This window comes from Rhodanobacter sp. sgz306013 (assembly GCF_057031145.1).
Map to the genome: position 1 here is coordinate 281206 of NZ_JBXCIJ010000003.1, position 14850 is coordinate 296055.

Below are 14850 nucleotides of genomic sequence, written 5' to 3' on the forward strand. Positions count from 1 at the left end.
GTCAAGCTGTTGTGGTGTCGGCATGCGCTGATACAATGCGTCGGTTCACGACCCCCGTATCGTGGAGAGTCGGGCGTTCGCCATCACAAGAGATTGCGGGCGCGGCCGCGAAGCCCATGGCCTCCGGGTCTGCCGAAACGAATTGCCGGACCGTTGCCCCACGGTCACTGATGCGCCCCGGTGGCGCGGAGGTAGGTTGCATCGTGATTGCCGAATACTGGCCCGTACTGCTGTTCATCGCCGTGGCCGCCGGCCTCGGCCTCGTGCTTCTGGCGGTCGGCATGCTTGCCGGCCCGCGTCGCCCCGAGGCGGAAAAGCTCGCACCCTACGAGTGCGGCTTCGAGGCGTTCGAGGATGCGCGCGCGCGCTTCGACGTGCGCTATTACCTGCTCGCGATCCTGTTCATCATCTTCGACCTGGAAATCGCCTTCCTGTTTCCATGGGCGGTGGTGTTCAAGCAGATCGGCATCACGGCGTTGATCGAGATGGCGCTGTTCCTGCTGCTGCTGGTGGTCGGTTTCGCCTACGTCTGGAAGAAGGGAGCACTGGAATGGGAGTGATCTCCTCCATCGACAAGGTGATGCACAATCCGCAGCCGCTCGAGGTCGTGGACGACATCCTGCGTCCAGCCGGCGACAACCCGATCGTGCAGCGCGGCTTCGCCACCACCAGCGTCGACGCGCTGATGAACTGGGCGCGCACCGGCTCGATGTGGCCGATGACCTTCGGCCTGGCCTGCTGCGCGGTGGAGATGATGCACGCCGGCGCCGCCCGCCTGGACCTCGACCGCTACGGCGTGATCTTCCGCCCCAGTCCGCGCCAGAGCGACGTGATGATCGTCGCCGGCACGTTGGTCAACAAGATGGCCCCCGCACTGCGCAAGGTCTATGACCAGATGCCCGAGCCGAAGTGGGTGATCTCGATGGGCAGTTGCGCGAACGGCGGCGGCTACTACCACTACTCCTATTCCGTGGTGCGCGGCTGCGACCGCATCGTGCCGGTGGACATCTACGTGCCGGGCTGCCCGCCCACGGCCGAAGCCCTGATCCACGGCATCCTGCAGTTGCAGAAGAAGATCCGCCGCACCAGCACCATCGCGCGTTCCTGAAGGCGCTGCCATGACCGATACCCAAAAGACCTCGCTGGCCGAGCGCCTCGCCGCGCGGTTCGGCGACACGCTGAAGATCAGCGTCGTCCGCCACGAGACCACCGCCGAACTGGCGGCCGCCGACCTGCTTGCCGTGGCCGCCGCGCTGCGCGACGAGCCGGGCTTCCGCTTCAGCGAGCTGGTCGACCTGTGCGGCATCGATTACCTCGGCTACGGCCAGGTCGAGTGGGACACCGAGACCGTCAGCGGCTCCGGTTTCTCGCGCGGCGTGGAAGGCGAGGCGCAGGGACGCTTCGGCTGGGCCGACCGTCCGCGCGGCGTGAGCCAGCCGCGCCGCTACGCCTCCGTCGTCCACCTGCTTTCGATCGAGCACAACCAGCGCCTGCGCCTGCGCGTGTTCTGCGAGGACGACAGCCTGCCGCTGGTGCCCTCCGTGACCGGTATCTGGCCCGGCGCGAACTGGTTCGAGCGCGAGGCGTTCGACCTCTACGGCATCGTCTACGACGGCCATCCCGACCTGCGCCGCATCCTCACCGACTACGGTTTCGTGGGGCACCCGTTCCGCAAGGACTTCCCGCTGATCGGCAACGTCGAGGTGCGTTACGACGCCGAGCAGAAGCGGGTGGTGTACGAACCCGTGACGTCGGTGGTGCCGCGCGTGCTCGTGCCGCGCGTGATCCGCGACGACGCCGACCTCATGCAGGCCAAGGCCGAAGCCGCCGACGACTGGCGCAGGAACTGATTCGATGGCCCAGGAAATCCGCAACTACACGATGAACTTCGGCCCGCAGCATCCTGCTGCGCACGGCGTGCTGCGCCTGGTGCTGGAAATGGACGGCGAGACCATCGTCCGCGCCGACCCGCATATCGGCCTGCTGCATCGCGGTACCGAGAAGCTGGCCGAGTCCAAGCCGTTCAACCAGTCGATCGGCTACATGGACCGCCTCGACTACGTGTCGATGATGTGCAACGAGCACGCCTACGTGCGAGCCATCGAGACCCTGCTGGGGATAGCGGCGCCGGAACGCGCGCAGTACATCCGCACGATGTTCGACGAGATCACCCGCATCCTGAACCACCTGATGTGGATCGGCTCGAACGCGCTCGACCTCGGCGCGATGGCGGTGTTCCTCTACGCGTTCCGCGAACGCGAGGAATTGATGGACGTCTACGAGGCGGTGTCCGGAGCGCGCATGCACGCGACCTACTACCGGCCGGGCGGCGTCTATCGCGACCTGCCGGCACAGATGTCGCAGTATCGCGAGTCGCCTTGGCACAAGGGCAAGGACCTGAAGCGCCTGAACAGCTGGCGCGAAGGCTCGATGCTGGACTTCCTCGACGCCTTCACCGACGACTTCCCGACCAAGGTGGACGAGTACGAAGAGCTGCTCACCACCAACCGCATCTGGAAGCAGCGCACCGTGGGCATCGGCGTGATCTCGCCGGAACAGGCCCAGGCCTGGGGCATGACCGGCGCGATGATCCGCGGTTCCGGCATCGCCTGGGACCTGCGCAAGAAGCAGCCCTACGCGAAGTACGCGGAGATGGACTTCGACATCCCGGTGGGCGTCAACGGCGACTGCTACGACCGCTACCTGGTGCGCGTCGAGGAAATGCGCCAGGCCAACCGCATCATCAAGCAGTGCGTGAAGTGGCTGCGCGCCAACCCCGGCCCGGTGATGGTGGAGAACTACAAGGTCGCCCCGCCGAAGCGCGAAGAGATGAAAGAGAGCATGGAAGCGCTCATCCACCACTTCAAGCTGTTCACCGAAGGCTACGGCGTGCCTGCCGGCGAGACCTACTGCGCGGTCGAGGCGCCGAAGGGCGAGTTCGGCTGCTACCTGGTCTCCGACGGCGCCAACAAGCCGTTCCGCGTGCACCTGCGTGCGCCGGGTTTTGCCCATCTCTCCTCGATCGATCCCATCGTCAGGGGGCACATGCTGCCCGACGTGGTGGCGATGATCGGCACCTACGACCTCGTGTTCGGCGAAGTGGACCGCTGAGCCGGCACGACGGAGAAACGCATGAAAGCCACCGGACATTACGACCAGGTCAGGAACGTCGACCCGCTCGCCGTGCTGACCGAGCACACGCGGCACCACATCGACCACTGGCTGACCAAGTTCCCGCCTGACCGCAGGCGCTCGGCGCTGATCCAGGCGCTGTTCGCGGCGCAGGAACAGAACCAGGGCTTCCTCACCGACGAACTGATCGCGGCGGTGGCGAAGTACCTCGACCTGCCTGCGATCTGGGCCTACGAGGTGGCCAGCTTCTACTCGATGCTGGAGACGAAGCCGGTGGGCCGGAACAACGTGGCGATCTGCACCAACATCTCGTGCTGGCTGAACGGTGCCGAGGATCTGGTGAGGCACTGCGAGAAGAAGCTCGGCATCAAGCTCGGCGAGAGCACCCCGGACGGCCGCGTCTACCTCAAGCAGGAGGAAGAGTGCATCGCCGCCTGCGTGTACGCGCCGGCGATGACGGTGAACGGCCACTACCACGAACGGCTCACCACCGAGAAGCTCGACCAGATTCTGGACGGCCTGGAGTAAGCGCGACATGGCAAGCATTACCGGTCCGGTCGGACCCGCACCCCAGGACCACCAGGTCGTCTACACCACGCTGCATTTCGACAAGCCGTGGGCGATGGCCAGCTACGAGCAGGTCGACGGCTACAAGGCCTGGCGCAAGATCCTCACCGAGAAGCCCGATCCCGCCGGCCTGATCGAGGAAGTGAAGAAATCCAGCCTGCGCGGCCGCGGGGGCGCGGGTTTCCCCACCGGCCTGAAGTGGTCCTTCATGCCGAAGGGCTCGATGCAGAAATACATCCTCTGCAACTCGGACGAGTCGGAGCCCGGCACGGCCAAGGACCGCGACATCCTGCGCTACAACCCGCACGCGGTGATCGAGGGCCTGGCGATCGCCTGCTACTGCACCGGCTCGACGGTGGCCTACAACTACCTGCGCGGCGAATTCCATCATGAACCCTTCGAGCACTTCGAGGAGGCGCTGAAGGAAGCCTATGCCGCCGGCCTGCTGGGCAAGGACATCCAGGGTTCGGGCATCGACGTGGACATCTACGGCGCGCTCGGCGCCGGCGCCTACATCTGCGGCGAGGAAACCGCGCTGATGGAGTCGCTGGAGGGCAAGAAGGGCCAGCCGCGCTTCAAGCCGCCGTTCCCAGCCAATTTCGGCCTGTACGGCAAGCCGACCACGATCAACAATACCGAGACCTACGCCTCGGTGCCGGCGATCCTGCGCAACGGCGCGGAGTGGTTCCTCAATCTCGGCAAGCCCAACAACGGCGGACCGAAGATCTTCTCGGTGTCCGGTCACGTCAACAAGCCGGGCAACTTCGAGATCCGCCTCGGCACCCCGTTCAAGGACCTGCTCGAGATGGCGGGCGGCGTGCGCGACGGCAAGCAGTTGAAGGCGGTGATCCCCGGCGGCTCCTCGATGAAGGTGCTCAATGCCGAGGAAATGATGGCGAGCACCATGGATTACGACTGCCTGCAGAAGGCGGGTTCGGGCCTGGGCTCCGGCGCGGTGATCGTGATGGACGAAACCACCTGCATGGTCAAGGCCTGCCACCGCATCGCGCGCTTCTACAAGGCCGAGTCCTGCGGCCAGTGCACGCCCTGCCGCGAGGGCACCGGCTGGATGTACCGCGTGCTCGACCGCATCGTGGAAGGCAAGGGCACGCAGGACGACCTGCACCGCCTGAAGGCCATCGCCGGCCAGATCGAGGGGCACACCATCTGCGCGTTCGGCGAAGCCGCCGCGTGGCCGGTGCAGGGCTTCCTCGCCAAGTTCTGGAACGAATTCGAATACTACGTGCAGCATGGTCGCTCGATGACCGAGGACCGGCTCGCCGCCAACCGTGGAGTCGCTGCCTGATGAGCGCGCAGCCAACCAACAACGCCGCGCCCGATCTCGTCAGCATCGAGGTCGACGGCAAGCCCGTGCAGATCCGCAAGGGCGCGATGATCATCGAGGCAGCCGACGCCATCGGCATCGCCATCCCGCGTTTCTGCTACCACCGCAAGCTCCCCATCGCCGCCAACTGCCGCATGTGCCTGGTGGACGTGGAGCTGGGCGGCCGTCCGATGCCCAAGCCGCAACCTGCCTGCGCCACCCCGGTGGGCGAGGGCATGAAGGTCACCACGCGCTCGGACAAGGCGCTGAAGTTCCAGAAGGACGTGATGGAGTTCCTTCTCATCAACCATCCGCTGGACTGCCCGATCTGCGACCAGGGCGGCGAGTGCGAGCTGCAGGACGTGGCCCTGGGCTACGGTCGCAGCGTGTCGCGCTACACCGAGCGCAAGCGCACCATCGCCGACGAGAACATCGGGCCGCTGGTCGCCACCGAGATGACCCGCTGCATCCAGTGCACGCGCTGCGTGCGCTTCACCAGCGAGATCGCCGGCAGCTACGAGCTGGGCGGCATGAGCCGCGGCGAGAACCTGCAGATCGGCACGTATATCGGAAAAACCGTGGAAACGGAGCTTTCGGGCAACATCATCGATGTCTGCCCGGTCGGCGCGCTCACCAACAAACCATTCCAGTTCAAGGCGCGCGCCTGGGAGCTGGTCGCCAAGCCGTCGGTCGCCTACCACGATGCGCTGGGCTCCAACCTGTGGCTGCACACTCGCCGCGGCGAGGTGCTGCGCACGGTGCCACGCGACAACGAAACGATCAACGAGTGCTGGCTGTCCGACCGCGACCGCTACAGCCACCAGGGCCTTTACGCCGCGGATCGCGTGAGCGCGCCGCAGGTCAAGCGCAACGGCCAGTGGCAGCAGACCACCTGGGACGACGCGCTTTCCTTCGCAGCCGAGGCGCTGAGGAGCGCGCCGGGCAGCGAGCTGGGCGTGCTGGTGCATCCGGCCACCACGAACGAGGAGGCCGACCTGCTGCTGCGTCTCGCGCGCGGCCTCGGCAGCGCCCACGTCGACCATCGCCTGCGCCAGCTCGATTTTGCCGACCAGGCCGTGGCCACCAGCTTCGGCCTGCCGGTGGCCGAGGTATCGCAGGTCAAGGCTGCGCTGCTGGTCGGTTCCGACCTGCGCCGCGAGATGCCACTGCTCAACCATCGCCTGCACCAGGCGACCAAGCAGGGTGCCAAGGTCTATGCGGTCAATCCGGCCGCGTTCGAGTTCAACTACGCGCTGGCCGGCGCGGCGATCGTGCCGCCGCAAGGCATGGTCGACGCGCTGCTGGCGCTGGCCCGCGCCGCGGTGGCGGAGGGTGCCGCCGCGCCGGCCGCACTGGCCGACGCGATCAATGCCGCCGCCAGCGACGCGGGCGACCATGCCGCCATCGCCGCGCTGAAGGCGGGCAAGGCGGTGGTGATCCTCGGCGAGGCCGCGGTCACCCATCCGGAGGCCTCCTGGCTGCGCGCGATCGCGCGCTTCATCGCCACCGCCACCGGCGCCGGCTACGACGAACTGCCGGTGGGCGCGAACGCGGTCGGCCTGGCCCGGCTCGGCGTGGTGCCGGGCAACGGTGGCCTGGACGCCCAGGCCATGCTGGCGCACCCGCGCAAGGGCTATGTGCTGTTCGGGGTAGAGCCGCCGCACGATTTCGCCGACGGCGCGCAGGCGCTGGCTGCGCTGCGCGGCGCGCAGCAGGTGGTGGCGTTCAGTGCCTACGCCAGCCCCGCGTTGCGCGAGGTGGCGAACGTGATCCTGCCGATCGCATTGCTGCCGGAAACCGACGGCACCCTGGTCAACGTGGACGGCCTGGCGCAGGCGGTGCAGGCCGGCGCGAAGGCACCCGGCGAAGGCCGCCCGGGCTGGAAAGTGCTGCGCGCGCTGGGCGGCCTGATGCAGTTCGCCGGTTTCGAGTTCGACGACCTGGCGGGGCTGCGCGACGGCATCGTGGCGCGCGGTGCCGCGGCGCGTGACGCGCTGGCCGCTCGCAAGCCGGCTGCCGCGCTCGCCCGCCTCGCCACCTGGCCGATCTACCGCGGCGATGCGGTGCTGCGCCGGGCCGCCGCGCTCAATGCCCATCCGCTGAATCGGGCGCCAGCCGTGCGCATCAGCGCGGCCGAGGCGGCCCGGCTGGGCCTGGCCGACGGTGCGCCGGTGCGCGTCGCCGACGCGACGCTGCCGCTGGTCGTCGACCACGCCGTGCCCGAGGGCGCCGTATGGATCGAGGCCGCGCAGGACATCACCGCCACGCTGCCGCCTTACGGCGCGGCCATCACCCTGGGCAAGGCATAAGCATCATGGCTGATCAACTCGTCAACCAGCTCGTCTGGCCGATCATCCACATCCTGTGCATCGTGCTGCCGCTGGTGGTCGCGGTGGCGATGTTCGTGTACTGGGAACGCAAGATCATCGGCTGGATGCACGTGCGGATGGGGCCGAACAAGGTCGGTCCGCTCGGCCTGCTGCAGGCCTTCGCCGACGTGATGAAGCTGCTTCTGAAGGAAGTGATCCTGCCGAGCAAGGCGAACCGCGCGCTGTACTATCTGGCGCCGCTGCTCGCGCTGATCCCCGCGCTGGCGGCATGGGCGGTGATCCCGTTCGGCGCGAAGCTGGTGCTGTCGAACGCGAACGCGGGCCTGCTCTACCTGCTGGCGATGACCTCGCTGGGCGTGTACGGCATCATCCTCGCCGGCTGGGCCTCCAACTCCCGTTACGCGCTGCTCGGGGCAATGCGCTCGGCGGCGCAGGTGATCTCCTACGAGCTGGCGATGGGCCTGTGCCTGGTCTGCGTGCTGGTGCTGGCGGGCTCGCTCAACCTCACGGACATCGTCAACGCGCAGGCCGGCAACAAGGGCATCCTCGGCTGGTTCATGTGGCCGCTGCTGCCGGTGTTCGTCATCTACTTCATCTCCGGCGTGGCCGAGACCAACCGCGCGCCGTTCGACGTGGCCGAGGGCGAGTCGGAGATCGTGGCCGGCTTCCACGTGGAATATTCAGGCTCGGCGTTCGCGCTGTTCTTCCTCGCCGAGTACGCCAACATGATCCTGGTGAGCTTCCTCGCCTCGATCCTGTTCATGGGCGGCTGGCTCAGCCCGTTCCCGGCGAGCTGGGGCTTCATCGGCCACGGCGGATTCCTGTGGCTGTTCATCAAGGCCTTCGGCTTCGCCTTCCTGTTCCTGTGGTTCCGCGCCACCTTCCCGCGCTACCGCTACGACCAGATCATGCGGCTGGGCTGGAAGGTGTTCATTCCGATCGCGATCGTCTGGGTGCTGGTGGCCGGTTGCATGAAGTACTACGGCATCGCGGGGGTCTGAGGTTCCGATGAAACGCGTAATCAGTTATTTCAACAGCCTGCTGCTGATCGAGCTGCTCAAGGGCATGGCGCTGACCTGGCGCTACCTGTTCAGCCCGAAGTACACGATGCGCTACCCGATGGAGCACATCCCGAAGTCGAACCGCTTTCGCGGCCTGCATGCACTGCGCCGCTACGCGAACGGCGAGGAGCGTTGCATCGCCTGCAAGCTGTGCGAGGCGGTGTGCCCGGCGCTGGCGATCACCATCGACTCGGCGCCGCGCGAGAGCGACGGCCAGCGCCGTACCACGCGCTACGACATCGACCTGTTCAAGTGCATCTTCTGCGGCTTCTGCGAGGAGAGCTGCCCGGTGGACTCGATCGTCGAGACGCATGTGCACGAATACCACTTCGAGCGCCGCGGCGAGAACGTGGTGACCAAGCCGCAGCTGCTCGCCATCGGCGACCGCTTCGAGGCGGAGATCGCCGCTGCCCGCGCGCAAGACGCGGCGTACCGCTGAGGCAGGGGACATCATGATCAACCTCCAAGTGTTCCAACTGGTCTGTTTCTACGCCTTCGCCGCGGTCACGGTGGCTTCCGCGCTGGCGGTGATCAGCCTGCGCAACTCGGTGCACGCGGTGCTCGCGCTGGTGCTGACCTTCTTCAGTACGGCCTGCATCTGGATGCTGGCCGAGGCGGAGTTCCTCGCCATCGCGCTGATCGTGGTCTACGTGGGCGCGGTGATGGTGCTGTTCCTGTTCGTGGTGATGATGCTGGACATCGACCAGGAAAAGCTGCGCGAGGGTTTCGTGCGGTTCCTGCCGGTGGGCCTGGTGGTGGCCGTGGTGATGCTGGTGGAAATGCTGGCGCTGATCGGCGTGCGCGTGATGCATGCGCAGACGATGGGCGCGAACCCGGCCGGCGACTCCAACACCGCGTGGCTGGGCAAGGCGCTGTATACGCAGTACCTGCTGCCGTTCGAGATCGCTGCGCTGATCCTCACGGTGGGCGTTATTGCCGCGGTGGCGCTGACCCTGCGTGAGCGCACCGGTGTGAAGCGCCAGCTGGCCAGCGAGCAGGTCGCGATCAACCCGCGTGACCGTGTGCGCGTGCTGAAGATGGCGGCCGAGCGTCCCGCCGATGCAGAGCCGGCCGCGGCCCCGGCACAGGAGTCCAAGCCATGATTACCCTTTCGCACTTCATCGTGCTCGGCGCAATCCTGTTCTGCATTGCCGTCGCCGGCCTGTTCATCAATCGCAAGAACGTGATCGTGCTGCTGATGGCGATCGAGCTGATGCTGCTGGCGGTGAACATCAACTTCGTGGCGTTCTCCCGCTTCGGCCACGACGTGGCGGGGCAGGTGTTCGTGTTCTTCATCCTCACCGTGGCCGCGGCGGAATCCGCGATCGGCCTGGCGATCCTGGTGCTGCTGTTCCGCAACCGCAGCACGGTCAACGTCGCCGAAATCGACAGCATGAAGGGTTGATCCGATGCAACTTCCGACATCCATCCTGCTGACGATCGCGCTGGCACCGCTGGTGGGCTGCCTGCTGGCCGGTTTCCTCGGCAGGCAGATCGGCCGCGCCGGTGCGCACAGCGTCACCATCCTGGGCCTGCTGATCTCCTGCGGCCTGTCGTTCTACGTGCTGTACCAGCTGGTCTGGGCCGGCGCGGCGAACTACGACCAGAACCTCTACACCTGGTTCGAGATCGGCAAGTTCAACGCCAGCGTCGGCTTCATGATCGACCGCCTCACCGCAATGATGATGGTGGTGGTCACCTTCGTGTCGCTGCTGGTGCACGTGTACACCATCGGCTACATGCACGAGGACCCTGGCTACCAGCGCTTTTTCAGCTATATCTCGCTGTTCACCTTCTCGATGCTGATGCTCGTGATGAGCAACAACTTCCTGCAGCTGTTCTTCGGCTGGGAGGCGGTGGGTCTGGTGTCGTACCTGCTGATCGGCTTCTGGTTCAAGCGGCCGACCGCGATCTTCGCGAACCTCAAGGCCTTCCTGGTCAACCGCGTGGGCGACTTCGGCTTCCTGCTGGGCATCGCCGCGGTGCTGTACTTCCTCAACACGCTGGACTACGCCACCGCGTTCGCCGCGGCGCCGACGCTGGCCGGCAAGACGCTGGCGATCACCCAGGGCACGCAGTGGGACGCGGCCACGGTGATCTGCATCCTGCTGTTCATCGGCGCGATGGGCAAGAGCGCCCAGGTGCCGCTGCACGTGTGGCTGCCCGACTCGATGGAAGGCCCGACCCCGATCTCCGCGCTGATCCATGCGGCGACCATGGTGACCGCCGGCATCTTCATGGTGGCGCGCATGTCGCCGCTGTTCGAACTGTCGCAATCGGCGCTCAGCTTCGTGATGGTGATCGGCGCGACCGGCGCCCTGTTCACCGGCCTGATCGGCATCGTGCAGAACGACATCAAGCGCGTGGTGGCATACTCCACGCTGTCGCAGCTGGGCTACATGACAGTGGCGCTGGGCGTGTCGGCCTACGCCGGCGCGGTGTTTCACCTGATGACCCACGCCTTCTTCAAGGCGCTGCTGTTCCTGGGCGCGGGCTCGGTGATCATCGCCATGCACCACGAGCAGGACATGCGTTACATGGGCGGCCTGCGCAAGTACATGCCGATCACCTGGATCACGATGTGGATCGGCTCGCTGGCGCTGGTGGCGGTGCCGTTCACCTCGGGCTTCTACTCGAAGGACGCGATCATCGAGGCGGTGGGCGAATCGCACCGCTGGGGGGCGGGCTACGCCTACTTCTGCGTGCTGGCAGGCGCCTTCGTCACGGCGACCTACACGTTCCGCCAGATGTACCTGACCTTCCACGGCAGGGAACGCTTCACCGTGGTGCATGACCACGGCCACCACGTCGAACACATGGACGACCATGGCCACCACGAGCAGGGCATCATGCACGAGACGCCGAAGGAGTCGCCGTGGGTGGTCACGCTGCCGCTGGTGCTGCTGGCGATCCCGTCGCTGCTGGTGGGCTTCTTCGCCGCCAAGCCGATGCTGTTCGGCGGCTGGTTCGGCGGCGCGATCCACGTCGATCCCGCGAACGACGTGCTGGGCGAGATGGGGCACGAATTCCACGGTGCGCTGCAGATGGCGCTGCAGGGCTTCTGGAGCCTGCCGTTCGGCCTGGTGGTGCTGGCCTTCGCGATCACCACCTACATCTACCTGTTCAACCCGGCCGTGGCCGACAAGATCAAGAACGCGCTGCATCCGTTCTACCAGATGCTCAACCACAAGTACTGGTTCGACGCGGTGTACTACGTGGTGTTCGCCCGCGGCGGCGTGGCGCTGGGCCGGCTGTTCTGGAAGGCGGGCGATGCCGCGGTGATCGACGGCGTGATGGTCGACGGCACCGCCGGCCTGACCCGCCGCATCGCCTCCGGCATGCGCCGGGTGCAGTCGGGTTATCTCTACCAGTACGCCTTCGCGATGATCATCGGCCTGATCCTGCTGCTCGGCGGGTACTGGCTGTTCGGTCCCATGCTGGCTGCGCAATAAGGGAAGCAAGCAAACATGTTCAATCACTTGCTCAGCCTGCTGATCTGGCTGCCCATCGTCGGCGCGGTGCCGGTGCTGCTGGCCGGCTCCTCTCGTCCCAATGCGGCGCGCTGGCTCGCGCTGCTGTTCATGGTGCTCACCTTCGCGGTGAGCCTGTTCCTGCTGCCGCAGTACGACGCCGCGCGGGGCGGCATGCAGCTGGTCGAGAGCCACCTGTGGATCGCCTCGCTCAATGTGCACTACGGCCTGGCCGTGGACGGCATCTCGGTGGCGCTGATCCTGCTCACCACCATCGTCGGCATCCTGGTGGTGGTCGGCGCGTGGGAGGTGATCCAGAACAAGCCGCACCAGTACATGGCCGCGATGCTGGCGCTCGAAGGCCTGATGATCGGTGTGTTCTGCGCCACCGACGCCTTGCTGTTCTACGTGTTCTTCGAGGCGATGCTGATCCCGATGTTCATCCTGATCGGCATCTGGGGCGGTCCGCGGCGCGTCTACGCCACGCTGAAGTTCTTCATCTACACCTTCCTCGGCTCGATCTTCATGCTGGTCGCGCTGCTGTACCTGTACCACAAGGCCGGCACGTTCGATCTGCGCACGCTGGCGGCGCTGCCGTTGACGTTCACCGAGCAGGCCTGGATCTTCTTCGCCTTCCTGCTTGCATTCGCGATCAAGGTGCCGATGGTGCCGGTGCACACCTGGCTGCCGGACGCCCACGTCGAGGCACCTACCGGCGGCTCGGTGGTGCTGGCGGCGGTGATGCTGAAGGTCGGCACCTACGGCATGCTGCGTTTCATCCTGCCGATCGTGCCCGACGCCGGCGCGCACTTCACGTGGCTGGTCGTGGCGTTGAGCCTGATCGCGGTCGTCTACATTGGCTACGTGGCGCTGGTGCAGGAGGACATGAAGAAGCTGGTGGCGTATTCGTCCGTGGCGCACATGGGCTTCGTCACCCTGGGCATCTTCATCGCCTTCATGCTGGCGCGCGGGCTGGGCGACGTCGACTCGGCGCGCCTCGGCATGCAGGGCGCGATGGTGCAGATGATCTCGCACGGTTTCGTCTCCGGCGCGATGTTCACCTGCATCGGCGTGCTGTACGACCGCCTGCACACCCGCCTGATCAAGGACTATGGCGGCGTGATCAACGTGATGCCGTGGTTCGGCTTCTTCTACGTACTGTTCGCGATGGCCAACTGCGGCCTGCCGGGCACCAGCGGCTTCGTGGGCGAGTTCATGGTGATCCTGGCCAGCTTCAAGGCCAACCCCTGGATCGCGCTGTTCGCCGCCTTCACCCTGATCATTGGCGCGGCCTACACGCTGTGGCTGGTCAAGCGCGTGCTGTGGGGCGACATCCACAACCCGCACGTGGCCGAGATGAAGGACATCAACGGCCGCGAGACCTTCGTGCTGTTCTCCTTCGCCGCGTTGACGGTGGCGCTGGGCATCTGGCCGGAGCCGCTGATCCACCTGATGGACAGCTCGGTGACGCAGCTGGTGCAGCAGCTGGCCATCCACAAGATTTAAGCAGGATCGAACATGCCTACTCTCAACGACATCCTGATCCTGTTGCCGGAGTTCTACCTGGTGGCGGCGGCCTGCTTGCTGCTGCTGCTGGACGCCTTCATGAAGCCGGAGCAGCGCGGCACGCTGCACTGGATCTCCATCGTTGTGCTGCTGGTGGCTGCCTATATGGTGATCGCGGGCCAGCCCGACGTCACGGTGACCGCGTTCGGCGACATGTTCGTGCGCGACCAGACCTCGGAAATCCTCAAGGTGTTCGCGCTGCTGTGCACCGTGCTGGTGTTCGTCTACGCCAGGCCGTACCTGCTCGACCGCAAGCTGTATCAGGGCGAGTTCTACACGTTGATGATCTTCGCCACGATCGGCGTGATGCTGCTGGTCTCGGCCGGCAACCTGGTGATGATCTACCTGGGGCTGGAGCTTCTGACGCTGTCGTCCTACGCGCTGGTGGCCTTGAACCGCGACTCGCCGCTGTCTTCCGAGGCCGCGATCAAGTACTTCGTGCTGGGCGCGCTGTCCTCGGGCATGCTGCTGTACGGCATGTCGATGGTGTACGGCGCCACCGGCACGCTGGACCTGGCCCAACTGCACGCCGCGGTGCCGCAGAGCGCGATGCCGCACCTGCTGGTGTTCGGCCTGATCTTCATGCTGGTGGGCATCGCCTTCAAGCTGGGCGCGGCACCATTCCACATGTGGATCCCGGACGTCTACCAAGGCGCGTCCACCCCGGTCACCACCTTCATCGCCTCCACCTCCAAGCTGGCCGCATTCGGCATGGCCTGGCGCCTGCTGGAAACGGGGCTGGGCGACCTGTCGCAGCATTGGCAGCCGATGCTGGCCGCGATCGCGGTGCTGTCGATGGCGATCGGCAACCTGGTCGCGATTGTGCAGAGCAACCTCAAGCGCATGCTGGCCTATTCGACCATCTCGCACATGGGCTACCTGCTGATGGGCCTGGTCAACGCGGGGCCGGAAGGCTATGCCTCGGCGATGTTCTACGCGATCAGCTACGCGCTGATGAGCACGGTGGCGTTCGGCGTGATCCTGGCGCTGGCTCGCGCGGGCTTCGAGTGCGAGGAGATCGCCGACCTCAAGGGCCTGAACCAGCGCTCGCCGTGGTTCGCCGCGCTGATGGCGCTGGCGATGTTCTCGCTGGCCGGCGTGCCGCCGCTGTTCGGCTTCTACGCGAAGTACCTGGTGCTGCAGGCGGCGATCGACGCGCACATGCTGTGGCTGGCGCTCGCCGGCGCGGTGTTCGCGATCATCGGCCTGTACTACTACCTGCACGTGGTCAAGGTGATGTATTTCGACAAGGCCGAAGAAGGCGGCGCCGACCAGTCCGCACCCGACATGTCGATGCGCGTGGTGCTGTCGCTCAACGCGCTGGCGCTGCTGGTGCTGGGCGTGTACTGGGGGCCGCTGCTGGGTTGGTGCCGCCACTCGTTCGGTCTCGGTTGATCGCG

At 66.1% G+C, this 14850-nt stretch carries 14 protein-coding genes; all 14 read left to right on the top strand.

What is annotated here, in order from left to right; genetic code table 11:
* The first annotated feature begins 203 nt into the window (after positions 1-203).
* The 14 genes from AC2EWF_RS10895 to nuoN are packed head-to-tail and all read left to right on the top strand — an operon-like array spanning position 204 to position 14845.
* Complete coding sequence (locus tag AC2EWF_RS10895) at positions 204-560, top strand: NADH-quinone oxidoreductase subunit A (protein WP_483639397.1); 357 nt, start codon at positions 204-206, stop codon at positions 558-560.
* The gene (locus AC2EWF_RS10900; protein ID WP_483639398.1) at positions 551-1108 is read left to right on the top strand and encodes a NuoB/complex I 20 kDa subunit family protein; all 558 of its coding nucleotides are present in this window, start codon (positions 551-553) and stop codon (positions 1106-1108) included. Before AC2EWF_RS10895 ends, AC2EWF_RS10900 begins: the two co-directional genes overlap by 10 nt.
* A gap of 10 nt (positions 1109-1118) precedes the next feature.
* A complete protein-coding gene (locus AC2EWF_RS10905) occupies positions 1119-1850 on the top strand; it encodes an NADH-quinone oxidoreductase subunit C (protein WP_483639399.1) in 732 nt (243 codons plus the stop codon).
* A gap of 4 nt (positions 1851-1854) precedes the next feature.
* Positions 1855-3111 (top strand): NADH-quinone oxidoreductase subunit D, encoded by a 1257-nt coding sequence (locus AC2EWF_RS10910; RefSeq protein ID WP_483639400.1) that lies wholly within the window; start codon positions 1855-1857, stop codon positions 3109-3111.
* A gap of 21 nt (positions 3112-3132) precedes the next feature.
* On the top strand, positions 3133-3660 hold the full coding sequence (gene nuoE / locus AC2EWF_RS10915) for an NADH-quinone oxidoreductase subunit NuoE (RefSeq protein ID WP_483639401.1): 528 nt from the start codon (positions 3133-3135) through the stop codon (positions 3658-3660).
* A 7-nt stretch (positions 3661-3667) separates the two neighbouring features.
* Positions 3668-5005: an NADH-quinone oxidoreductase subunit NuoF gene (gene nuoF / locus AC2EWF_RS10920; RefSeq protein WP_483639402.1), complete on the top strand. Its 1338-nt coding sequence runs from the start codon at positions 3668-3670 to the stop codon at positions 5003-5005.
* Positions 5005-7332, top strand: a complete 2328-nt coding sequence (gene nuoG, locus AC2EWF_RS10925) for an NADH-quinone oxidoreductase subunit NuoG (RefSeq protein ID WP_483639403.1) — start codon at positions 5005-5007, stop codon at positions 7330-7332. Before nuoF ends, nuoG begins: the two co-directional genes overlap by 1 nt.
* 5 nt (positions 7333-7337) lie before the next feature.
* Positions 7338-8354, top strand: a complete 1017-nt coding sequence (gene nuoH / locus AC2EWF_RS10930; RefSeq protein ID WP_483639404.1) for an NADH-quinone oxidoreductase subunit NuoH — start codon at positions 7338-7340, stop codon at positions 8352-8354.
* 7 nt (positions 8355-8361) lie between these two features.
* Positions 8362-8853: an NADH-quinone oxidoreductase subunit NuoI gene (nuoI, locus tag AC2EWF_RS10935; RefSeq protein ID WP_483639405.1), complete on the top strand. Its 492-nt coding sequence runs from the start codon at positions 8362-8364 to the stop codon at positions 8851-8853.
* A 13-nt stretch (positions 8854-8866) separates the two neighbouring features.
* The gene (locus AC2EWF_RS10940) at positions 8867-9517 is read left to right on the top strand and encodes an NADH-quinone oxidoreductase subunit J (RefSeq protein WP_483639406.1); all 651 of its coding nucleotides are present in this window, start codon (positions 8867-8869) and stop codon (positions 9515-9517) included.
* A complete protein-coding gene (gene nuoK, locus AC2EWF_RS10945; protein ID WP_077483669.1) occupies positions 9514-9819 on the top strand; it encodes an NADH-quinone oxidoreductase subunit NuoK in 306 nt (101 codons plus the stop codon). Before AC2EWF_RS10940 ends, nuoK begins: the two co-directional genes overlap by 4 nt.
* A 4-nt stretch (positions 9820-9823) precedes the next feature.
* Positions 9824-11866, top strand: coding sequence for an NADH-quinone oxidoreductase subunit L (nuoL, locus tag AC2EWF_RS10950; RefSeq protein ID WP_483639407.1), 2043 nt, complete (start codon positions 9824-9826; stop codon positions 11864-11866).
* Positions 11867-11881: 15 nt separating this feature from the next.
* Positions 11882-13390 carry an NADH-quinone oxidoreductase subunit M gene (locus AC2EWF_RS10955; RefSeq protein ID WP_483639408.1) on the top strand — a complete coding sequence of 503 codons (1509 nt, stop codon included), beginning with the start codon at positions 11882-11884 and terminating at the stop codon, positions 13388-13390.
* Between the two features lie 12 nt (positions 13391-13402).
* Positions 13403-14845, top strand: a complete 1443-nt coding sequence (gene nuoN, locus AC2EWF_RS10960; protein WP_483639409.1) for an NADH-quinone oxidoreductase subunit NuoN — start codon at positions 13403-13405, stop codon at positions 14843-14845.
* Positions 14846-14850: the final 5 nt, after the last annotated feature.